This window comes from Gemmatimonadota bacterium (assembly GCA_016713785.1).
In the GTDB taxonomy this organism is placed as follows: domain Bacteria; phylum Gemmatimonadota; class Gemmatimonadetes; order Gemmatimonadales; family GWC2-71-9; genus JADJOM01.
Window position 1 is genome coordinate 502,985 of record JADJOM010000002.1, and the last position, 19,526, is coordinate 522,510.

The 19,526-nt window shown below is 74.0% G+C and carries 11 protein-coding genes and 1 pseudogene; 3 read left to right on the forward strand and 9 right to left on the reverse strand.

Annotation, left to right across the window (positions count from 1 at the left end; genetic code table 11):
- Position 1: 1 nt before the first annotated feature.
- The 6 genes and pseudogenes from IPJ95_06640 to IPJ95_06665 form a co-directional block, all read right to left on the reverse strand.
- A complete protein-coding gene (locus tag IPJ95_06640) occupies positions 2 to 2,629 on the reverse strand; it encodes an ABC transporter permease (protein ID MBK7923298.1) in 2,628 nt (875 codons plus the stop codon).
- A gap of 1 nt (position 2,630) precedes the next feature.
- A complete protein-coding gene (locus tag IPJ95_06645) occupies positions 2,631 to 2,975 on the reverse strand; it encodes a PadR family transcriptional regulator (protein ID MBK7923299.1) in 345 nt (114 codons plus the stop codon).
- 117 nt (positions 2,976 to 3,092) lie between these two features.
- Positions 3,093 to 5,177: a S9 family peptidase gene (locus IPJ95_06650; protein ID MBK7923300.1), complete on the reverse strand. Its 2,085-nt coding sequence runs from the start codon at positions 5,175 to 5,177 to the stop codon at positions 3,093 to 3,095.
- Between the two features lie 246 nt (positions 5,178 to 5,423).
- Positions 5,424 to 5,738 (reverse strand): hypothetical protein, encoded by a 315-nt coding sequence (locus IPJ95_06655; GenBank protein ID MBK7923301.1) that lies wholly within the window; start codon positions 5,736 to 5,738, stop codon positions 5,424 to 5,426.
- Positions 5,739 to 5,743: 5 nt separating this feature from the next.
- On the reverse strand, positions 5,744 to 6,073 hold the full coding sequence (locus tag IPJ95_06660; GenBank protein MBK7923302.1) for a hypothetical protein: 330 nt from the start codon (positions 6,071 to 6,073) through the stop codon (positions 5,744 to 5,746).
- Positions 6,074 to 6,119: 46 nt separating this feature from the next.
- Positions 6,120 to 6,416 (reverse strand): annotated as a pseudogene (locus tag IPJ95_06665) (helix-turn-helix transcriptional regulator).
- 183 nt (positions 6,417 to 6,599) lie between these two features.
- On the opposite strand from IPJ95_06665, the gene IPJ95_06670 reads away from it, so the two are divergent.
- From IPJ95_06670 to IPJ95_06680, 3 genes are read left to right on the forward strand one after another with little or no spacing between them, the layout of a single operon-like run.
- Positions 6,600 to 7,970, forward strand: a complete 1,371-nt coding sequence (locus IPJ95_06670) for a TolC family protein (GenBank protein MBK7923303.1) — start codon at positions 6,600 to 6,602, stop codon at positions 7,968 to 7,970.
- Positions 7,967 to 9,055 (forward strand): efflux RND transporter periplasmic adaptor subunit, encoded by a 1,089-nt coding sequence (locus IPJ95_06675; protein MBK7923304.1) that lies wholly within the window; start codon positions 7,967 to 7,969, stop codon positions 9,053 to 9,055. Before IPJ95_06670 ends, IPJ95_06675 begins: the two co-directional genes overlap by 4 nt.
- On the forward strand, positions 9,052 to 12,150 hold the full coding sequence (locus IPJ95_06680) for an efflux RND transporter permease subunit (GenBank protein MBK7923305.1): 3,099 nt from the start codon (positions 9,052 to 9,054) through the stop codon (positions 12,148 to 12,150). The genes IPJ95_06675 and IPJ95_06680 overlap by 4 nt, the downstream gene beginning before the upstream one ends.
- A gap of 9 nt (positions 12,151 to 12,159) precedes the next feature.
- Here IPJ95_06680 and IPJ95_06685 read toward each other — a convergent pair whose 3' ends face one another.
- From IPJ95_06685 to IPJ95_06695, 3 genes are all read right to left on the reverse strand, one after another.
- Complete coding sequence (locus IPJ95_06685) at positions 12,160 to 17,841, reverse strand: PAS domain S-box protein (GenBank protein ID MBK7923306.1); 5,682 nt, start codon at positions 17,839 to 17,841, stop codon at positions 12,160 to 12,162.
- A 206-nt stretch (positions 17,842 to 18,047) separates the two neighbouring features.
- The gene (locus tag IPJ95_06690; GenBank protein MBK7923307.1) at positions 18,048 to 18,695 is read right to left on the reverse strand and encodes a hypothetical protein; all 648 of its coding nucleotides are present in this window, start codon (positions 18,693 to 18,695) and stop codon (positions 18,048 to 18,050) included.
- On the reverse strand, positions 18,692 to 19,522 hold the full coding sequence (locus IPJ95_06695; GenBank protein ID MBK7923308.1) for a 3'(2'),5'-bisphosphate nucleotidase CysQ: 831 nt from the start codon (positions 19,520 to 19,522) through the stop codon (positions 18,692 to 18,694). Before IPJ95_06695 ends, IPJ95_06690 begins: the two co-directional genes overlap by 4 nt.
- Between the last annotated feature and the right edge of the window lie 4 nt (positions 19,523 to 19,526).

Here is a 19,526-nt window from a genome sequence, read left to right on the forward strand (position 1 = left end):
TTCACTCCCGGCGCAGCGCCACCATCGGATCCACCCGGGAGGCGCGTCGGGCGGGCAGGTAGCTCGCCGCGAGGGCCACCAGCAGCAGCACCAGCGCGGCGGCGCCGAACGCCAGCGGGTCGGTTGCGCCCACTCCGAAGAGCGAGGTGGCCAGCAGCCGACCCGCCGCCAGCGCGCCCGCGCCCCCCGCGAGCAATCCGGCGACGGTCACCAGCAGGCCCTGCCGGACCGTCATTCCCAGCACCTGCCGCGGCTCGGCGCCGAGCGCCATGCGCAGCCCGATCTCGTGCCGCCGCTGGGCCACCTCGCTGCTCAGCACGCCGTAGAGCCCGAGCGCCGCGAGCAGCAGCGCCGCCAGCGCAAAGACGCCGACCAGCCAGGTGCGGACCCGGGACGCCGCGCTGGCCCGCGCCAGCTGGCGCTCCAGCGGGAGGATCCCGTCGATGATCAGGTCCGGGTCGATCCGGCGGACCACGGCGCGCACGGCCGCGGTGAGCGCCGCCGGGTCGCCGCGGGTGAGCAGGGTCAGGGAGGCGAGCGGCCAGTAGGTGCTCCGGTACGAGAGGAACACCTCGGGGGGCTGGGCCGGCTGGTTGAGCTCCACCCGCATGTCGCCCACCACGCCCACCACCTCGTGCCACGCCGGCGGCGCGCCGTCGGCCGGGGACAGGTCGAAGCTGATGCGCGACCCCACGGCGCGGGCCTCCGGCAGGTAGCGGCGGGCGAACTCCTGGTTCACCACCACCTCGCGCACCCGGCCCGCGTCGTCGTCGCGCCACATCCGGCCGGTGAGCACCGGCACCTCCACCGTGGCGAAGTAGCCCTCGCTCACCGCGCGATACGCGATGCTCTCCTCCGCCGGCAGCGGCACCCGCGCGGCCGCCGGCTCGCCCAGGCGGATCGGGCGGCTCTGGGTCCCGCCCTCGAGCGGCAGCCGGTCGGCCAGCCCCACGCGGCGCACGCCGGGGAGCGCGGCGAGGTCGTCGAGCGCCTGGCGATAGAACCCGTGCAGCCGGGCCGCGTCGGTGTCCCACGGGAACGCCAGCTGCAGCACGAGGACCTGGCCGGGCACCACGCCGGTGGACACCCCGCGCATCTGGTACAGGCTCCGCGCCAGCAGCCCCGCCGAGACCAGGAGCACCATCGAGAGCGCCACCTGCACCACCACCAGCGCTCGGCGCGCGCGGGGGCGGCCGCCGGTGGTGCCACGCCCGCCATCGCGCAGCGCGTCGTGGGTGCGCTCCGCGCGGGCGGCCTGCCACGCGGGCGCCAGGCCGAACAGCAGCCCGCATCCGACGGCCACGCCCGCCGCGAACAGCGCCACGCGCCAGTCCAGGGAGGCTTCGGCCAGCCGGGGCAGCTCCGCGGGAAGCACCCGGATCAGCACCGGCAGGCCGAGCCACGCCACCAGCAGGCCGCCCAGCCCGCCGGCCAGCGCCAGCCAGCCGCTTTCCATGAGGTAGAGCCGGAGCAGGCTGCCGCGGCCGGCGCCGAGCGCCACCCGGATCGCGGCCTCGTGCCGTCGCTCCGCCGCGCGAGCCAGCAGGAGGCTCGCGATGTTCACGCAGGCGATCAGCAGCACCAGGAACACCGCCCCGAGCAGCAGCAGCAGCGGGGCCCGCGTCTCGGCCGTCTCCACCTCCTGCAGCGGGGCGAGGGTGGCGGTGAGGGCGGCGTCGGTGTCGGGGTAGCGTTCGCGGAAGCGCCGCGCGATCGCCGCCGCCTCCGCGTTGGCGGCGGCCAGCGTGGTGCCCTCCGCCAGCCGGCCGATGATCGTGAAGTAGTTCCCGCCGCCGCGCCCGTCCTCCTGGAACCCGCGCGGGGCGGGGCTCACGAAATCCTGCCCGTCGGGGTAGCGCGCCCCGGCGGCGAGCACGCCGGCGATGGTGTAGCTGGTGGCGCTCAGCGTCACCGCCTGCCCGACGATCCCGGCCTCCCCGCCGAAGCGCCGCTGCCACAGGCCATGGCTCAGCAGGGCCACCGGGGCCCCCTCGCCCCGCTCCTCCTCGGGCGTGAAGCCGCGCCCCATGGCCAGCTCGGCCCCGGTCAGCCCGAGCACCGGGCCGAAGGTCCGCAGCAGCGCGTAGCGCTCCGGCTCGCCGCGGCCGGTGAGCACCGTGGCCTCGCCGTAGAAGCCGGCGAGGTCGCGCACCCCGGTGAGCTCGCGCTGCCAGTCGCGGAACCGGGCGGGGTTGCCGCCGATCATGCTGCCGGCGCGCGCCTCGCGCAGCATCACCACCGCGGCGTGGTCCGGGATCGGCAGCGGCCGCAGCAGCACCGCGTGGACGATGCTGTAGATGGCGCTGGTGGCGCCGATACCGAGCGCCAGGGTGAGTACCGCCGTGAGCACCAGGCCCGGGCGGCGGCGCAGGCTCCGCAGCGCCTGCCCGGCGTCGCGGACCGCGGCGTCGAGCCACGCCACCACGTCCAGGTCGCGCGCCCGCTCCTGCAGCAGCGGCACGTTGCCGAACCGCCGCCGGGCGTCGGCCGCGGCCGCGTCGGGGGCCATACCGGCGGCGAGGTTCTCCCGGGTCCGCTCCTCCACGTGGAAGGCGATCTCGTCCGAGAGGTCCTGCGCCACGCGGTCGCGGCGCCACAGGGAGCCGGCCAGCCGCTCGAGGAGTCCCATGTCAGGCCACCGATCCGGCAAAGCGGAGCACGTGGCCCACCCCCGCGATCAGGCGCTCCCAGTTGTCCTGCTCCGCCGCCAGCTGCTTCCGCCCCAGCGCCGTGATGGCGTAGAAGCGCGCCCGCCGGTTGGTCTCGGTGAGCCCCCACTCGGAGCGGATCCACCCCTCCTGTTCCATCCGGTGCAGGGCGGGGTAGAGCGAACCCTCCTCCACCCGCAGCAGCTCCTGGGACACCCGCTGGATATGGGTGGTGATGGCGTACCCGTGCAGCCGCCCCCGCGCGAGGGTGCGCAGGACCAGCAGGGTCAGGGTGCCCTGCAGCACATCGGTGCGGGTACGGGCCACGGCGGCTCCAAGGGGTAGATGTCTAGCCCTAGATATCTATGTCTACGGAGGGAAGATCGGCCCCGCCGCACGCGCTGTCAAGGCGGGGCCGGTCACGCGCGGGGTGGCGGGCCGGCGCTAGGGGGTGGCGCCGCCGGCCAGGCCGACGGCATCGAGCAGGAAGGCGTAGCGGAAGGCGGTCTCGCGCAGCCGCGCGTAGCGGTCGGAGGGGCCCACGTGCCCGCCCTCGAGGTGGGTCTGCAACAGGAGGGGGGCGTTGCCGGTGCCGGTGGCGCGCAGCCGGGCCACCCACTTGGCCGGCTCCCAGTACATCACCTGGGAGTCGTGCAGCGCGCCGGTCACCAGCAGCCAGGGGTAGGCCTGCGGGCGGACGTTGTCGTACGGCGAGTACCCCTGCAGGTAGCGGTACTCCTCCTCCCGCGCCGGGTTGCCCCACTGCTCCCACTCCTGGGCGGTGAGCGGCAGGGTGGGGTCGAGCATGGTGTTGATCACGTCGACGAAGGGAACCTCCGCCACCAGCGCCCGGAACAGGTCGGGCCGCTCGTTGGCCACCACGCCCATGAGCAGTCCCCCCGCGCTCGCGCCCTGCGCCGTGAGCCGGTCGGGGCGGGTGTAGCCGCGGCGGATCAGCTCCTCCGCCACCGCGACGAAGTCCTCGAAGGTGTTCCGCTTCCGGAGCATGCGGCCGGCGTCGTACCACCCGCGCCCCAGCTCCTGCCCGCCGCGCACGTGGGCGATGGCGTACACGAAGCCCCGGTCCACGAGGGAGAGCACGGCGCTGCTGAAGACCGGCTCCACGCTCGCGCCGTAGGCGCCATAGCCGTGCAGCAGCAGCGGGTTGCTGCCGTCGCAGGGGGCGCCGCGCCGGAGCAGCAGCGTCACCGGGACGCGGGCCCCGTCGCGCCCCGGCGCGTCCAGCCGGCGCAGCTCGTAGCGCTCCGGGTCATGGCCCCCCGGCACCGGCTGCCGCTTCCGCAGCACCCGTGCGCCGGTGGCGAGCTCCTCGTCGTACACCGACGGCGGCGTGAGCAGGCTCGAGTAAGTGAAGCGGAACGCCGCGCTCTCGAAGTCGGGGTTGAGGCCCGCCACCACGCCGTAGGCGCCCTCGGCGAACGCGATGGTCCGCTCCATCCCGCCGGCCAGCGCGCGCACCCGGAAGCGGCGCAGCCCCGCCACCCGTTCGGTGAGCACCAGGTGGTGCCGGAAGAGGTCGAGGCCCTCGACGAATACCCCGGCCCGCGCCGGCACCACCTCCGTCACCGCGCCACCGGGTTCGGTGAGGCGCACCACCCGGAACTCCGGCGCCCCGTCGTTGGTCACCAGGTAGTACCCGTCGGGGCCGTGGTCGGCGCGGTACTCGATGCCCTCGCGGCGCGGCAGCAGGAGCCGCGGCGGCGCGGCGGGGTCGTCGCCCGGGATCACCCGGCAGTCGGCGGTGGAGAAGCTGTCGCTGTCGATCAGGATGGAGCGTCCGCTGCGGGAGCGGCGCACCCCCACGTCGTACAGCGGATCCGGCTCGTCGAAGACGCAGGCGTCGGCGGTCCGCGGGGTGCCGCGCGCGCGGCGCCACACCGCGTGGCCCCGCCGTGCGCTGTCGGCGGTCATGTAGAAGTAGGTGCGGCTGTCGTCGGCCCAGGCCACGCCGGTCCACACCTCCTCCAGCCGCTCCACCACCTCGCCCCGCTCGAGGTCCTTGAGCGAGAGCGTGTAGCTCCGCTCGCCCGTGGTGTCCTCGAGGTACAGGAGCCAGCGGCCGTCGGGGCTCACCTCGAGCCCGCCCAGCGCATGGTACGGGAGCCCGTCGGCGAGCTGGTTCTGGTCGAGGATTACCTGCTCCGGTGCGTCGGTGGATCCCGCCTGGCGCAGGTACACCGGATAGGGGCGCCCCGGCTCCGTGCGGGTGGAGTACCACCACCCCCGGTACCAGAGCGGCACCGACTGGTCCGCCTCGCGCAGCCGCCCGAGGAGCTCCTGGTAGAGGGTCTCGCGCAGCCCCGCGGTGTGCGCCGTGGCGGCGTCGGTCCACCGGTTCTCGGCCTCGAGGTACGCCAGCACCGCCGGGTCTCCACGCTCCCGCAGCCAGGCGTAGTCATCCGTGCGGACGTCGCCGTGCAGCGTGCGCACGGTGGGATGGCGCGGGGCGCGGGGGGGCGCCTCGACAGGGGTGGTGGTGCGGCCGGGAGGGACGGCGACGGCGGTCATGACTGCGGACTCCTCGACAACCAGCGAAGGCAGCGGCGAACCCCGGCGACCGGGGAGCGCGAGGATATCTGCCTGCCGTGCCCGCCAGCAAGCCCGAAAGTGCGCCGTTGGGGGCCCGAAAACGCGAAAGGCCGTGGAAGTCACGGCCCCGCCTTGGGATGGCTGGAGTGTCTCGATTTCAGTACGCGTAATGTCCGAAAATCAGTCCCAAACTGGAGGGCATCTCGCCCCGGAGGGACGGACCGGTCAGCCCACGCGATCCCCGGTCCACCACCGCCGGCGGCCCTGCACGGTGCGGAGCGGGCTGAGCGGGGCGCCGACATCGCCCAGGTCGGGGCGGAAGGGTTTGAGCATCAGGAAGCCCAGGCCAAGCAGCCCGAGGAACCCGCCGGAGAGGAGCCCCGCGGTGTTCCGGAGGGGCGGGCCATCCCCCATGGGCGGGAGCCCGAGCCCCACGGTGACGAAGGCGATGACGCCGGAGAAGGTGGCGCCGATGCCGAGCAGCCGCAGCATCACGTTGAAGGCGCGCCAGTGGAACGGGTCGGTGCCGGGCTGGGGCATGGGGGTCAGGCGAGCGGGTCGCGGCCGCTGGTGACCATCTCGGAGTGCAGGATGAAGAGCCGCTTGAGCTCGTCGACCATGCCCTGCCGGAGCGGCGGGGGCTGGTCCCACGCGGCCTCGAGCATCCGGTGCACGTATTCCACCGCGAACACCGCCTGCAGGCGCCGGTAGGCCGGCGCGGTGGCCGGGGCCCGGGCGTGCATCAGCGCCTCGACCTGTCCCACGATGGTCTGGTGCAGCTCCTCGCTGAGGCAGGAGGGATGCCGCGGGTCGCCGGTGGCGTGGAAACACCTCGAGGTACGCGGGGTGGCGCAGCATGAAGGCCACGAAGGGATCGACGATCCCGTTCACCATGTCGCGGATGGGCACGGCGGCAGCCACCTCGAGGGAGAGCGAGGTGTCCTTGATCCGCCGCATCTCGCCCTCGTATCGGGCGGCCAGGGCGCGGATGATCGCGTCCTTGTTGGGAAAGAAGTGGTACAGCGAGCCGACCGACGATCCCGCCCGCTCGGCGATGGCGTTGGTGGTGGCCGCCGCCACGCCGACCTCGGCGATGACCGCCTCGGCGGCGTCGAGGATCTCCTCGACCCGCTTCTCCCCACGCTCCTGCTGCGGCTGGCGGCGCGGCTCCGCCACCCGGCGCGGCGCGCGCTTGCGATTGGTCCCCGGCCTGGCCATCGGCGGCTGTTCCCCCCTCCGGGCCCCGGTCCGGGTTGGGGGACCGGGGCGGGCGAAAAGATGGTACAACGGCCGGGACTTGACAAGTAGAGCGGCGCCTCTAGTTTGACCGGAGCGACTAGAGCTGTCGCTCTATTTCTTGTCTACTGACTAGAGTCTTTACTCGTGTTCGGGAGCCGCCCCGTGTCCCCCTGTCTCCGTGCCGCGCTGGTCGGCACCCTCCTCAGCCTCGGCCCCTCCGCCGCCGGGCTCGCGGCCCAGCAGGAGCCGCTCGATGCCCTCGTGGCCGAGGGGCTGGCCCGGAACCCCGACCTGCGCCGGGCCGAGCACCAGCTCGCCCAGGCCGATGCCGCGGTGCGGGAGGCCACCGGCCGCTGGCTCCCCGCGCTCACCCTCACCGCCCGCTACTCGGAACGCTCGGGGAACATCCTCGACATCGGCGAGATGGTGAACCCGGCCTTCCGGGCCCTGAACCAGCTGCTGGGCCAGGACGCCTTCCCGACCGACGTGAGCCTCAAGCAGCCGTTCAAGCAGGAGACCGGCCTGCGGCTCACCCAGCCGCTCTTCCAGCCCGCCGTGGCGGCCGGGGTGGGCGTGGCGCGCGAGGGCCGCGCCGCGGAGGCCGCGGGCCTGGTGGGGGAACGGCGCGCGCTCGCGGCGCGCATCCGGCTGGCCTACCTCGACTACGCGCGCGCGGTGCGGGTGGAGGAGCTCTTCACGGCCACCCTCGGGCTGCTCACCGAGAACCTCCGGGTGCATACCGCGCTGCTGGCGCAGGGCGTGATCACGCCGGACGCGCTGCTGCGCGCCCGGGCCGATCACAGCGAGGGGCTCCAGCGCCAGGCCGACGCCGCCAACCTCCGTACCTCCGCACGGGAGACGTTCAACCTGCTGCTCGACCGGCCGGCCGCGGCGCCGCTCGAGCTGCTGCCCGACTCCCTGCTGGGGATCACCGCCGGCATGGGCCAGGACAGCGCGGTGGCGGCGGCCCTTCGTGGCCGGACCGAGTTGCGCCAGCTCGACCACGGCATCGCCGCGGCGGCCGGCGCGGAGCGCTACGCCAATGCGGCCTTCCTCCCCTCGCTCGTGGCCGCGATCGACTGGGGCATCCAGGGCGATCGGTACCGCTTCCGTGGCAGCCAGGACTTCCTGGTCGCGTCGCTGGTGCTGCAGTGGAACCTCTTCAACGGCGGCCAGGACCAGGCCCGGCGCCAGCAGGCGCGGGCGCGGCGCGATGCGCTGGTCGAGGCCCGCCGGTGGGCCGCCGGGCAGGTGGCGCTGGAGACGCGGGCCGCGTGGCGGGCGGCGGAGGTGGCGCGGCTCAACGAGTCCACGGCGGCCGACCGGCTGGCCAGCGCCGCGCGCAGTTACGAACTGGTGGAGCGGAAGTTCCGGGAGGGGGCGGCCGCGCAGGTGGAGCTGATCGATGCCCGCACCGCCTCCACCGCCGCGGCGCTCAACCAGATCCTCACCCACTATGACCACCTGGCCCGCCGCGTGGAGCTGGAGCGCGCCGCGGGCCTGTATCCCCACGACGGAGGGCAGGACCGATGACCACCCATCCGATCCCGGGTGCACGCCGCGCCCTCGCCGCGGGCCTCGTGGCCCTCTGCGCCGCCGGGTGCGGCGCCGGGCCGGCGCCGGAGCCGGTCGGCACCGCCGCGACCCGGCGGATCCCCGTGACGCTGGTGCCGGTGCGCGACAGCGCCATCACCCCGCCGGTGCGCGGCACCGGCGTGCTGGCCACCAAGGAGGAGGTGCCGCTCGGCTTCAAGATCGGCGGCGTGGTGGCGCGCATCCTGGTGGATGAAGGGAGCGTGGTGCGGGCGGGCCAGCTGCTCGCCGAGCTGGCGCAACCGGAGATCGGGGCCGAGGTGGCCAAGGCGGAAGCGGCGGCGGCGCAGGCGGAACGGGACCTGGCGCGGGCGGAGGCGCTCTATCGCGACAGCGTCATCGCCCGGGAGCGGTACGAGGGGGCGGTGACCGGGGCGGAGATGGCGCGCGCCAACCTGCGCATCGCCCGGTTCAACGAGCAGTACGCGGTGATCCGCGCCCCCCAGGCCGGCACCATCCTGCGGCGGCTCGCGGAGGTGGGGCAGCAGATCGGCAACGGCGCGCCGGTGCTGGTGCTCGCCGGCGGCGGGCGGGGGCAGGTGCTGCGGGTGGGCCTCGCCGACCGGGACGCCGCCCGGGTGTCGCTCGGTGATCACGCGACGGTGCAATTCGAGGGGGTGAGCGGCGGGCCCCTCCGCGGGCGCGTCACCCAGCGGGCGGCGGCGGCCAGCCCCGGCAGCGGCGCGTGGGACATCGAGGTGACCCTGCTGGACCCGATGCCGGTGGCCACGGGGCTGATCGGCCGGGTGGAGATCACGCCGGGCCGGGCCGCCACCGCGCGGATCGTCCCGCTCGCCGCGCTGCTCGAGGGGGAGGGCGACAGCGCGGTGGTCTACACCGTGGCCCGCGACAGCCTGGGCGCGGCGCGGGCGCGGCGGGTGGTGGTGACGGTCGGGCTGCTGGCGGGCGATCACGCCGCCGTCACCGCGGGGCTCGCCGCGGTGGACAGCGTGGTGACCGCCGGCGCGGGGTACCTCACCGACGGCGCCGCCGTGGCGCCCGTCCCGTCCGGGGACACGCCATGAAGCTCGCCGAGTTCTCGGTCCGGCACTACCAGTTCACGATCGTCGTCTTCCTGATGGCGGCGGTGCTCGGCGTCTATTCCCTGCGCACCATCCCGCAGGCGGAGGACCCGACCTTCCCGATCGCGAGCTTCACCGTGGTGGCGGTGTATCCCGGCGCCACCCCGGCCGACATGGAACAGCTTGTGGTGGACCCGCTGGAGCAGCGCCTCAACGAACTGGACGACCTCCGCAAGCTCAAGACGGAGATCCTGGACGGCCTGGCCACCATCTCGGTGGAGTTCGAGGCCTCGAGCGACGCCGACGCGCGCTACGACGACGTGGTGCGGGAGCTCAACGCCCTGCGGCCCTCGCTGCCCGCGGACCTGGCGCGCCTCGACGTCCAGAAGTTCGACGCCAGCCGGGTGAACATCGTGCAGCTGGCGCTGGTCTCGGAGGCGCTGCCGATGCACGTGCTGGCGGAGGAGGCGCGGCGGCTCACCGAGCGGGTGGAGCGGGTGCCCGGGGTACGCACGGTGGAACGGTGGGGATTCCGGGAGCGCGAGGTGGTGGTGGAGCTCGACGCCGGCCGGCTCGCGGCGCTGCGGATCCCGGTGGGCCAGGTGCTGCAGGCCCTCGGGAGCGAGGACCTGAACATCCCCGGCGGCACGGTGAGCGCCGGGGCACGGGCCTTCTCGGTGCGCACCAGCGGCAGCTATCGCCGCGTGGAGGAGGTGGCCCAGACCGTGGTGGCGGGGACCGGGCGCGCGGTGGTGCGGCTGCAGGACGTGGCGCGGGTGCGCTGGGGCTACGCGGACGCGCGGCACCTGGGCCGCTACAACGGCCAGCGCGCGGTGTTCCTCACCGCCAACATGAAGGACGGCGAGCGGATCGGCGCGGTGCGCGACGCCATCTACCGCGAGCTCGACCAGGCCGAACCGGGGCTGCCGGCGGGGATGCGGCTGGAGCGCGGCTTCGACCAGTCGGTGAACGTGGGGCGGCGGCTGGCGCGGCTGGGCGAGGACTTCGCGATCGCGATCCTGCTGGTGCTGGTCACGCTGCTCCCGCTCGGCACCCGGGCCTCGCTGGTGGTGATGATCTCGATCCCGCTCTCCCTGGCCATCGGGGTGTCGCTGCTGCAGCTCACCGGCTTCACCATCAACCAGCTCTCGATCGTGGGGTTCGTGATCGCGCTGGGGCTGCTGGTGGACGATTCCATCGTGGTGGTCGAGAACATCAGCCGGTTCCTGCGCGAGGGTCACTCGCGCCGCGAGGCGGCGATCCGGGCCACCCGGCAGATCGCGGTGGCGGTGCTGGGCTGCACCGCCACGCTGATCGTGGCCTTCCTGCCGATCCTCTTCCTGCCGGGGAACGCGGGCAGGTTCATCCGCAGCATGCCGGTGGCGGTGATCTACACCATCGTGGCGTCGCTGGTGGTCTCGCTCACCATCATCCCCTTCCTGGCGAGCCTGCTCCTCACGGAGGAGCCCGAGGGCAAGGGCAACGTGGTGCTGCGCGGCCTGCTGTGGGTCATCGACCGGAGCTACGGGCGCTGGCTGCAGCGCGCGCTGGCGGCGCCCCGCCTCACCCTGGCGCTGGCGGCGCTGCTGGTGGTGGGGAGCCTGGCGCTGGTGCCGCTGATCGGCTTCTCGCTCTTCCCCAGGGCCGACACCCCGCAGTTCCTGGTGCGGATCACCACCCCCGACGGCTCGAGCCTGGCCGAGACCGACCGCGCCGCGCGGTTCGTGGAGCGCACCCTGGCCGGGGCGCCGGGGGTGCGGGCGGTGCTCACCAACGTGGGCCGCAGCAATCCGGACGTCTACTACAACATCATCCCCCGCAACGAGCGGCTCACGGTGGCGGAGGCGTTCGTGCTGCTGGAGCGCTACGACCCGCGCGCCACCCCGCGGACGCTCGACTCGCTGCAGCGGGTGCTCGACGGCTACCCGGGGGCGCGGATCGAGCTGGTGGCCTTCGAGAACGGGCCCCCGATCGACGCCCCGATCGCCTTCCGGCTGGTGGGGGAGGACCTCGACACGCTACGCGGGCTCGCGGCCGCGCTGCAGGCGCACCTCGCGGCCACGCCCGGCACCCGCAACGTGGTGAACCCGGTGGAACTCCGCGGCACCGGGCTCCGGGTGGAGGTGGACCGGGACCGGGCCGGGTTGCTCGGGCTCCCCATCGCCGAGATCGACCGCACCATCCGGCTCGGCCTGGCCGGCCTCGAGGTGGGCGCCCTGCGCGACGCCACCGGCGAGGACTACGCCATCCGGGTGCGGCTCCCCGCCGCCAGCCCGGCGCCGAGCCTCGATGGCACGCCACGCCCGGAGCTGCTGGAGCAGCTCTACCTCGCCAGCGCCGCCGGTGGCCAGGTGCCGCTGGGCCAGGTGGCGCGGGTGCGGCTCGACGGGACCATGCCGGTGATCCAGCACTACAACAAGGAACGCAGCGTCACCGTCACGGCCAGCGTGGTCACCGGCTACAACACCGACCGGGTCACCAAGCAGGTCCTCGCCGGGCTCGGGGCGGTGCCGCTCCCCCCGGGCTACCGCATCATCCCCGCCGGCGAGATCGAGAGCCGCGAGGAGAGCTTCGGCGGCCTGGGCGCGGCGATCATCGTGGCCGTCTTCCTCACCCTGGCCATCCTGGTGCTCGAGTTCCGCACCTTCACCAGCACCCTCATCGTGGCGTCGGTGATCCCCCTCGGCGTGGTGGGCGGCCTGGTGGCGCTGTTCCTGTCGGGGAACACCCTCTCGTTCACGGCGATGATCGGGTTCGTGGCGCTGATCGGGATCGAGATCAAGAACTCGATCCTGCTGGTGGACTTCACCAACCAGCTGCGGGCGGAGGGCGTCGGGCTGGACGAGGCGATCGCCCGGGCGGGGACGGTGCGGTTCCTGCCGATCGTGCTCACCACGCTGACGGCCGTGGGCGGGCTGCTGCCGCTGGCGCTGCAGGGGTCCTCGCTGTATTCGCCGCTGGCGCTGGTGATCATCGGCGGGCTGCTCAGCTCCACCCTGCTGGCCCGGCTGGTGACGCCGGTGATGTACAAGCTGCTGCCGCCGGCGGTGGGGGAGGCGCCGGCACCGGCGGCGGCGCTGGTCCCGCGGACCGCCTGAGCGGGGCGGCTACTTCCGGTCGAGCACCTGGCGCGCCTTCCGCAGCAGGGCCATCGGGGTGTACGGCTTGGAGAGGAAGGTCACCTCGGCCTGCAGGATGCCGTGCCGCATCACGGCGTCGTCGGTGTAGCCGCTGGTGTAGAGCACCCGGAGGTCGGGATCGCGCGTGGTGAGCGTGGCGGCCAGCTCGCGGCCATCCATGTAGGGCATGACCACGTCGGTGAGCAGCAGGTGAATCGGGCCGGGGTGCCGCGCCGCCACCTCCAGCGCCTCGCGCCCGTTGCCGGCCTGGAGCACGGCGTAGCCGTAGGGCCGGAGCGCGAGGGCCGCCACCCGGCGCACGCTCTCCTCATCCTCCACCAGGAGAATGGTCTCGGTGCCGCGCACATCCTGCACCTCCTGCTCCAGCGCGGACCCGAGGGCGGCCTGGTCCACGGTGGGCAGGTAGATCTTGAAGGAGGTGCCGAGGCCCGGCTCGGTGTACACCTCGATGGCGCCGCCCGCCTGGGTCACGATGCCGTGGACCACGGCCAGGCCGAGTCCCGTGCCCTTGCCGCGGGACTTGGTGGTGTAGAACGGCTCGAAGATCCGGGCCCGGACCTCCGGGGTCATGCCGCAGCCGGTGTCGCTGATGGTGAGCTGCAGGTAGCGGCCCGGGCCGAGGCCGGGGCGGCCGCGGAGGAAGTGCTCGTCCACCTCCAGGGCGCGGGTCTCGAGGGTGAGCTGCCCCCCGGTGGGCATGGCGTCGCGGGCGTTGACGGCCAGGTTGAGCAGCACCTGCGACCACTGGCCCGGGTCCACCAGCACCCGGGGCAGGGCGGGGGCGAGCGCGGTGGTGAGGAGGATGTCCTCGCCCAGCAGGCGGCGGAGCATCTTCTCGGTGTCGACCACCACGGTGTTGAGGTCGAGCACCTGCGGCTCGATCACCTCGCGGCGGCTGAAGGCCAGCAGCTGCCGGGTGAGCGCGGCGGCCCGCTCGCCGGCGTGCAGGATCTCGCCGATCAGCTCCCGCCCGTCGGTCTCCTCCGGCACCACGTCCTGCAGCAGCTCGGCATTGCCGGCGATGACGGTGAGCCAGTTGTTGAAGTCGTGCGCCACCCCGCCGGCGAGCAGCCCGATCGACTCCATCTTCTGGGTCTGGCGCAGCTGGGCCTCGAGCTGGCGCCGCTCGGTGATGTCTTCCGCCACGCCGGCCACCCGCACCACCCGTCCGTCCGCGTCGCGCACCGGGAAGGCCTGGTCGCGGATCCAGCGGATGCTCCCGTCCGGTCGGACGATCCGGTACTCCTCGTCGTAGGTGCCGGCCGCCTGCCGGGTCATGGCGGCCTCGAGCACCCGCTCCCGGTCCTCGGGGTGGATGGCGTCGAGCCAGTCGCCCGGGTGGTCGTACAGCCGCTGGCAGGACCGGCCCCAGATCGCCTCGTAGCCGGGGCTGATGTACAGCATCTGGTGCTTCCCCACCGCGGTGAGCCAGAATACCTCGCGGATGCTCTCCGCCAGCTGGCGGAAGCGGTGCTCGGTGTCGCGGAGGGCCTCCTGCGCCGCCAGGCTGGCGGTGATGTCCTCGCTGAAGACGAGGATGCCGCCGACCGCGCCGCTGGCCTCCAGCCAGGGCCGCACTTCCCAGCGCAGCCAGTGTACCGAACCGTCGGCGCGCACAAAGCGGTCGGCGTCCTCCCGGACCACCTCGCCGGCCAGGGCGCGGCGGTGCACCGCGCGCCACGTCTCGCCGATCTCGGGGAAGACGTCGTAGTGACAGAGCCCGCGCAGGTCGCGGTCGCCGAGAGCGTAGTCGGTGAGCCAGCGGCGGCTCACGCTCAGGTAGCGCATGTCGCGGTCGAACATGGCCAGCGAGGCGGGGGCGTGCTCCACGAAGAGCCGCATCCGCTCCTCGCTCTCCCGCAGCGCCTGCTCGGCCAGCTTCCGGTCGGTGACGTCCAGGAAGACGCCGAGGATGTAGTCCTCGCCGCCCAGGTGGATGCGCTCGGCGGAGACCAGGGCGTGGCGGGCGGTGCCGTCCTTGCGGCGGAACGGATAGTCCACCTGCGCCAGCCGGCCCTCGGTGTCCAGCCGGTGCCACAGCGCCTCGTGGAACTCCGCCGGGATGAAGCCGCCGAGCTCCTGGGTGGTCTTCCCGAGGACCTCCTCGCGGGGGTAGCCGCTCAGGTCGCACATGACCTGGTTGATCTCGACGATGGTCCGGTCGGCGCAGCGCAGCATGACGCTGCCCGAGGGGCTGGCCTTGAAGGCCAGGCTGAGCCGCTCCTCGGAGGCGGAGAGCTCCCGCCGCAGGGCGCGCTGCTCGGTGAGGTCCAGGTAGGCGGCCACCAGGCCCATCACGCGGCCGGTGCGGTCGTGCAGCGGGGCGGTGCTGATGCTCACGTCGATGCTGCGGCGGTCGCGGGTCATCCGCCGGGTCTGCAGGTTGCGGAAGGGCCGCCCGGCGGCGACGCGCTGGCGCAGCTCGTCGTACTCGGCCTCCAGGTCCTTGGGCACGATCGGGAAGGGCAGGCCCAGCACTTCTTCGGCGCTCCAGCCGAAGAGCGCCTCCGCCGCCTGGTTCCACAGCAGCACCGTGCCGTCGTTGTCGAGCGCCACGATCGGCAGCGGGGAGGAGCGGACGATCGCCTGCAGCCAGTCTGACATCCCGCGCAGCGATTCCGCCGCCTGCTTTCGCTGCGAGATGTCCTGCACCGTGGCGATCCGGTACTGCACCGCCCCGTCGGCGCCGCGCACGCTGACGATGTCCACCTGCACATCCACCGCGCGGCCCTCCGGCCGCAGCATGCGGGCCTCGACCCGGGCCTGCCCCTCGCGATCGGCCTCCACCATGGCCTGCTGCACCCGGGGGCGGTCCGCGGCGTCGTACAGGTCGGCGATGGCCGCCCCGCGCAGCTCCTCCGCCGTCCGTTCCAGCAGGCGGGCGTAGGCCGGGTTGCACGCCATGAGCTGGTTGCGGCCCGGGATGCCCACCGCGATGCCGTGGGCGCAGTGCTCGAAGGCGTCGGCCCACTGCCGCAGCTCCCGCTCGGCCTCGTGCCGCGTCGTCACGTCGGTGATCGTGATCGCCGCGACCTTCCCCCCGCCCGGCAGCTCCACGATGGCGCCGCCGTAGCGGAACACCCGCCGCCACTCGGTGTCGAGCCGGCGCACCCGCAGCGCCACGTTGTCGATCCGCTCTCCCCGCAGGATGCGGCTGACGGGCCACTCCGCCTCCGGGAGGACGCGGCCGTCGAGGCCGCTCAGCTCGTAGAGGGCGGCGAACTCGGGGACCCGGAGCAGCCAGGCCTCCGCATCCCCGAAGCCATGCATCTGGAGCGCGGCGCGGTTCCAGCTGAGGAGGCGGCCCGAGAGGTCGGCCACCACCACCCCCTCGCCCAGGTGCTCCAGCACCGCCTGCACCCGCTCCTCGCTCGAGCGCAGCAGCGCCTCGGTGCGGCGCCGCTCGGTGGCGTCCTTGATCACGCCGTGCCAGGTGGTACCGCCGTCGGGGTCGCGTACCGGGATGGCGTGGGTCTCGGTCCAGACCTCCCGGCCGTCGGGCCGCCGGAAGCGGGCCTCGAAGTGCAGCGGGGTGAGGTCCCGGGCGGACGTGTCGATCGCCGCCAGGGTGCCCGCGCGGTCTTCCGGGTGGACCATGCCCATCAGGACCGTGGCGTCGCGCTGGAACTGCTCCAGCGGCACGCCATAGATGCGCTCGAGGCTGCGGCTGGCGTACGGGAAGTGGATCGGTCCCGATGGCGGCCGCCGGAAGGAATGCAGCGCGCCCGGGGAGGCGTCGGCGATCCGCGACAGCCGGGCCTGCTCCTCCGCGAGGGACGCGGTCGCCCGCCGCGTCTCCTCGATCTCGGTGCAGGCCCCGAACCATTCCGTGATCGTCCCGTCCGCGCCGCGGAGTGGCATGCCCTGGACGTCGAACCAGCGGTAGGCGCCGTCCGCCCGGCGCAGCCGCAATTCGGTGTGGTGGTCGGCGCCGGTGGCCACCGCCTGGCGCCACTCCGCCAGCACCCGGTCGCGGTCCTCCGGGTGGACCTGCTCCGACCAGCCGCTGCCGAGGTGCTCCGCCACGGCGCGGCCGGTGAACTCGGCCCAGTGCCGGCTCAGGAAGGTGCAGGCCCCGTCGGGCCCGCAGGTCCAGACCAGCTGCGGCAGTGAGTCCACCACCTGCTGGAAGCGTCGCCGGGGGGGGGGGCCGCCACCGGGGGCGAGCCCGGGCCTCGTGGATGTCGGTGAGCGATCCGACCCACTTGACGAGGGCCCCGGTGACCTCGCGCACCGGCGCGCAGCGCAGCTCGTGCCAGCGCCAGGCGCCGTCGTGCCGGCGGTGCCGGAACTCGGTCTGGAAGGGAGCGCCGCTCGCCAGCCCCGCCACCCGGCAGGCCACGGTGCTCTCGCGGTCGTCGGGGTGAATGGTCTCGATCCAGCGGGTGCGCATCTCCTCCAGGCTGTACCCGGCATACGCCAGCCCCGCTGGCTCATGAAGTCCTCGGTGCCGTCCGCCTGCATCGTCCAGGTGATGTGCGGCAGCCCCTCGGCCAGCTGCCGGAAGGTGGCCTCGCGGTCCAGCAGCGCCTCGCGCCACGCCCGCTCCGTGGTGATGTCGCGGATGGTGCCCACCATCCGTTGCGGCACCCCCGCGGCGTCGTACTGCGCCCGGGCCACGTTCTCGATCCACCGCACCTGCCCGTCGGGGCGGATGATGCGGAACTCCAGCCGGAACTGCTCCCGCCGGCCCACCGCCTCCGCCGATTCCCGGGCCACCGCGTCGGCGTCGTCCGGGTGGATCCGCCGCTCCCACGCCTCGACCGTGCCATCGAACTGGTCCGGCGTGAGCCCCACGATCGCGTAGCACTCCGGCGACCAGATCACGTCGTGGGTCCGGATGTCCCACTCCCACACCCCCGTATGCGTGGCCGCCAGCGCCAGCGCCAGCCGCTCCTCCTGCGCCGCGAGCGCGGCGGCGGCGAGCTTCCGCTCCGTGATGTCGGTGACGGTGCCGATCATCCGGGTGCGGGGGCCGTCGGCGCCGGGAAACCACCGCGCCAGGTTTTCCACCCAGCGGGTGCCCCGGCGCCCCACTACCCGGAACTCGTGCCGCAGCTCGGTCCCGTCCTCGAAGGAGCGCGTGGTGGCGGCCACCACCCGGGCGAGGTCCTCGGGATGCACGCAGCGCTGGAAGCCGGCCACCGTGCCGTCGAACGCCGGCGCGTCCATGATGTCGTAGCACTCGCGCGACCAGTACACCGCGTCGGTCGCGGGGAACCACTCCCACACGCCCATCTCCGCCGCCTGCAGCGCCAGCCGCAGCCGCGCCTCGCTCTCGGCGCGGGTGGACTCCACCAGCTGGTCCACGATCGGCCGGAGGGCCGAGGTGTCGGGTTCCGCGTCGTCGGCGAGGGTGAGCACGTCGGTCACCGCGATGACCTCGCCGCGATGATCCAGCACCGGGGAGGAGGTGAGCCACACCCGCACCCGGGTGCCATCCTTGCGCAGCCGCTCGGTGAGCACCGGCGGTCCGCCGCATGGCAGCGTGGCCGCCGCGGCGCGCAGCTCCGCGGGGATCAGCGCGGCCGCCGGGGTCCCCAGCGCCTCGGCGGCCCCGAGACCGAGCAGCGCGCTCGCGCCCGGGCTGAGGCTGGTGATGCGTCCATCGAGGTCGCGCACCAGGGCCGCGAGCGGAGCAGAGTCCATCGTGCCAGTATCGGTCAATGCAGCGGACGGGGTGAGCCGGAGGAGAACATCACGATCCTACGGTGCAGCCATCCGTGCCCGGGTGCAAGGAGGTGGCGAACCATGCACACCATCCAGCACATCTTCGGCCATGGCGGGATTTCGGCGCGGACAATCCCCGCACGAAACGCATGCCTTGTTCCCGGGCACTCACCGGGATGGCGCGTTCAGGCCGGGACCAGCGCGGCGAGGGCGGCGGTGAGGATGGGCGGGACCTTCGAGGCATCGTGCTGCAACAGCCGGGGCCGGGCCGGGTCGGCGTTGTCCACCACCACCTGCGCGGCGGCGCGCGGGCGGTGCTCCGCATGGTAGCGCCGCTGGCCCGGCACGTAGCGCCGGTCGAGCCGGCGCTCCACCTCCTCGCGGGCGCGGCCACGGGCGGTATCGCGCGCCACCAGGCGCGCCCGCGCCACGGCCTCGGGCGCCTCGAGGTAGACCGCGGTGACCGGGATCGTTCCCGAGGGGATCCGCCGCACGAACACCCCCTCGATGACCAGCACGGGGCGGGCGCCGAGCACCACGCGCCGCTCGGGGAGCGGGGCGCCCGCCAGGCCGTCGTAGGCGGGGATCATCAGCTCCAGTGCGCCGGCCGCGAAGGTGCGCACCAGCCAGCCCAGCCGCTCGAGGTCGTAGTACTGCTCGTAGTAGAGCGTGGCTTCGTCACCGCTGGCCCAGTCCAGGGGGCGGCGGAAGTCATCCACCCGCACCAGCACGGGGGTGGCGCCCGCCACCGCCAGCTCGGTGACCAGCCGCGCGGCGAAGGTGGACTTGCCGCAGCCGTCCACGCCATCGACGGTGATGATCGGGCGATTCATGAAGGCCAGCACTCCCGGGCCAGTGCCACCAGGGCGGCGTGATGGTGGCCGGCGCTCAGCAGCACCCCGCGATGATGCCCGACATCCGGCTGGTTGTATCGGAACGGTACGCCGTCGGCGTCGGTCACGGTGCCTCCCGCTTCGGTGACGATGAGGCCCGGCGCGGCGGTGTCCCACTCGTGCTCGCGGTCGTGCAGCGTGACGCAGCAGTCGAGCGCGCCCCCGGCGAGCAGCAGGTGCTTGATCGACGCGCCGCGCGGCTCCGCGGCCGCCGCGAGCCCGCCCCGCGCCAGGAACCGCTCCAGCGCCGGGTGCATGGCGGTGCGGGTGATGCCGGTGCGGTACTGCGCGAGCGGCCGCGCCGGCGCCACCGACAGCGGGTGGGCGCCCTGCGCGTCATGACGCAGCGCGCCGCCACCCCGCACCGCCACGTACACCGCGCCGTCCGCGGGCCACGCCACCGCCGCCACCACCGGCACCCCCTCCACCGCGAGCGCCACGTGCACCGCACAGTCGCCGGAGCCGGCCACGAAGTCGCGGGTGCCGTCGAGCGGATCGACGATCCACACCCGGTGGGCCCGGAGACGCGCGGGGTCGTCGGCCAGCTCCTCACTGAGGATGGCGTCGGCGGGGAAGGCGGAGCGCAGCACCGCGAGGATGCGCGCGTTGGCGGCGAGGTCGGTGGCGGTGACCGGCGAGCCGTCGGGCTTCTGCGCCGCCGGCGGCGCCGCGCCGGGCGGCGGGAAGAGCGCCGCCGCCGCCTCCGCCGCGGCGCGGGCCACGGCGAGTTCCTGGTCCCACGGTCCCGCGGAGGGCGCCAGCGGCATGGAG

Excerpts from the sequence above, each read along its gene's own strand:
- IPJ95_06655 (MBK7923301.1), bottom strand. The coding sequence starts at position 5,738 with ATGCCCCAGCCCGGCACCGACCCGTTCCACTGGCGCGCCTTCAACGTG.
- IPJ95_06650 (MBK7923300.1), bottom strand. The coding sequence starts at position 5,177 with ATGACCGCCGTCGCCGTCCCTCCCGGCCGCACCACCACCCCTGTCGAG.
- IPJ95_06685 (MBK7923306.1), bottom strand. The coding sequence starts at position 17,841 with ATGGACTCTGCTCCGCTCGCGGCCCTGGTGCGCGACCTCGATGGACGC.
- IPJ95_06640 (MBK7923298.1), bottom strand. The coding sequence starts at position 2,629 with ATGGGACTCCTCGAGCGGCTGGCCGGCTCCCTGTGGCGCCGCGACCGC.
- IPJ95_06675 (MBK7923304.1), top strand. The coding sequence starts at position 7,967 with ATGACCACCCATCCGATCCCGGGTGCACGCCGCGCCCTCGCCGCGGGC.
- IPJ95_06695 (MBK7923308.1), bottom strand. The coding sequence starts at position 19,522 with ATGCCGCTGGCGCCCTCCGCGGGACCGTGGGACCAGGAACTCGCCGTG.
- IPJ95_06680 (MBK7923305.1), top strand. The coding sequence starts at position 9,052 with ATGAAGCTCGCCGAGTTCTCGGTCCGGCACTACCAGTTCACGATCGTC.
- IPJ95_06690 (MBK7923307.1), bottom strand. The coding sequence starts at position 18,695 with ATGAATCGCCCGATCATCACCGTCGATGGCGTGGACGGCTGCGGCAAG.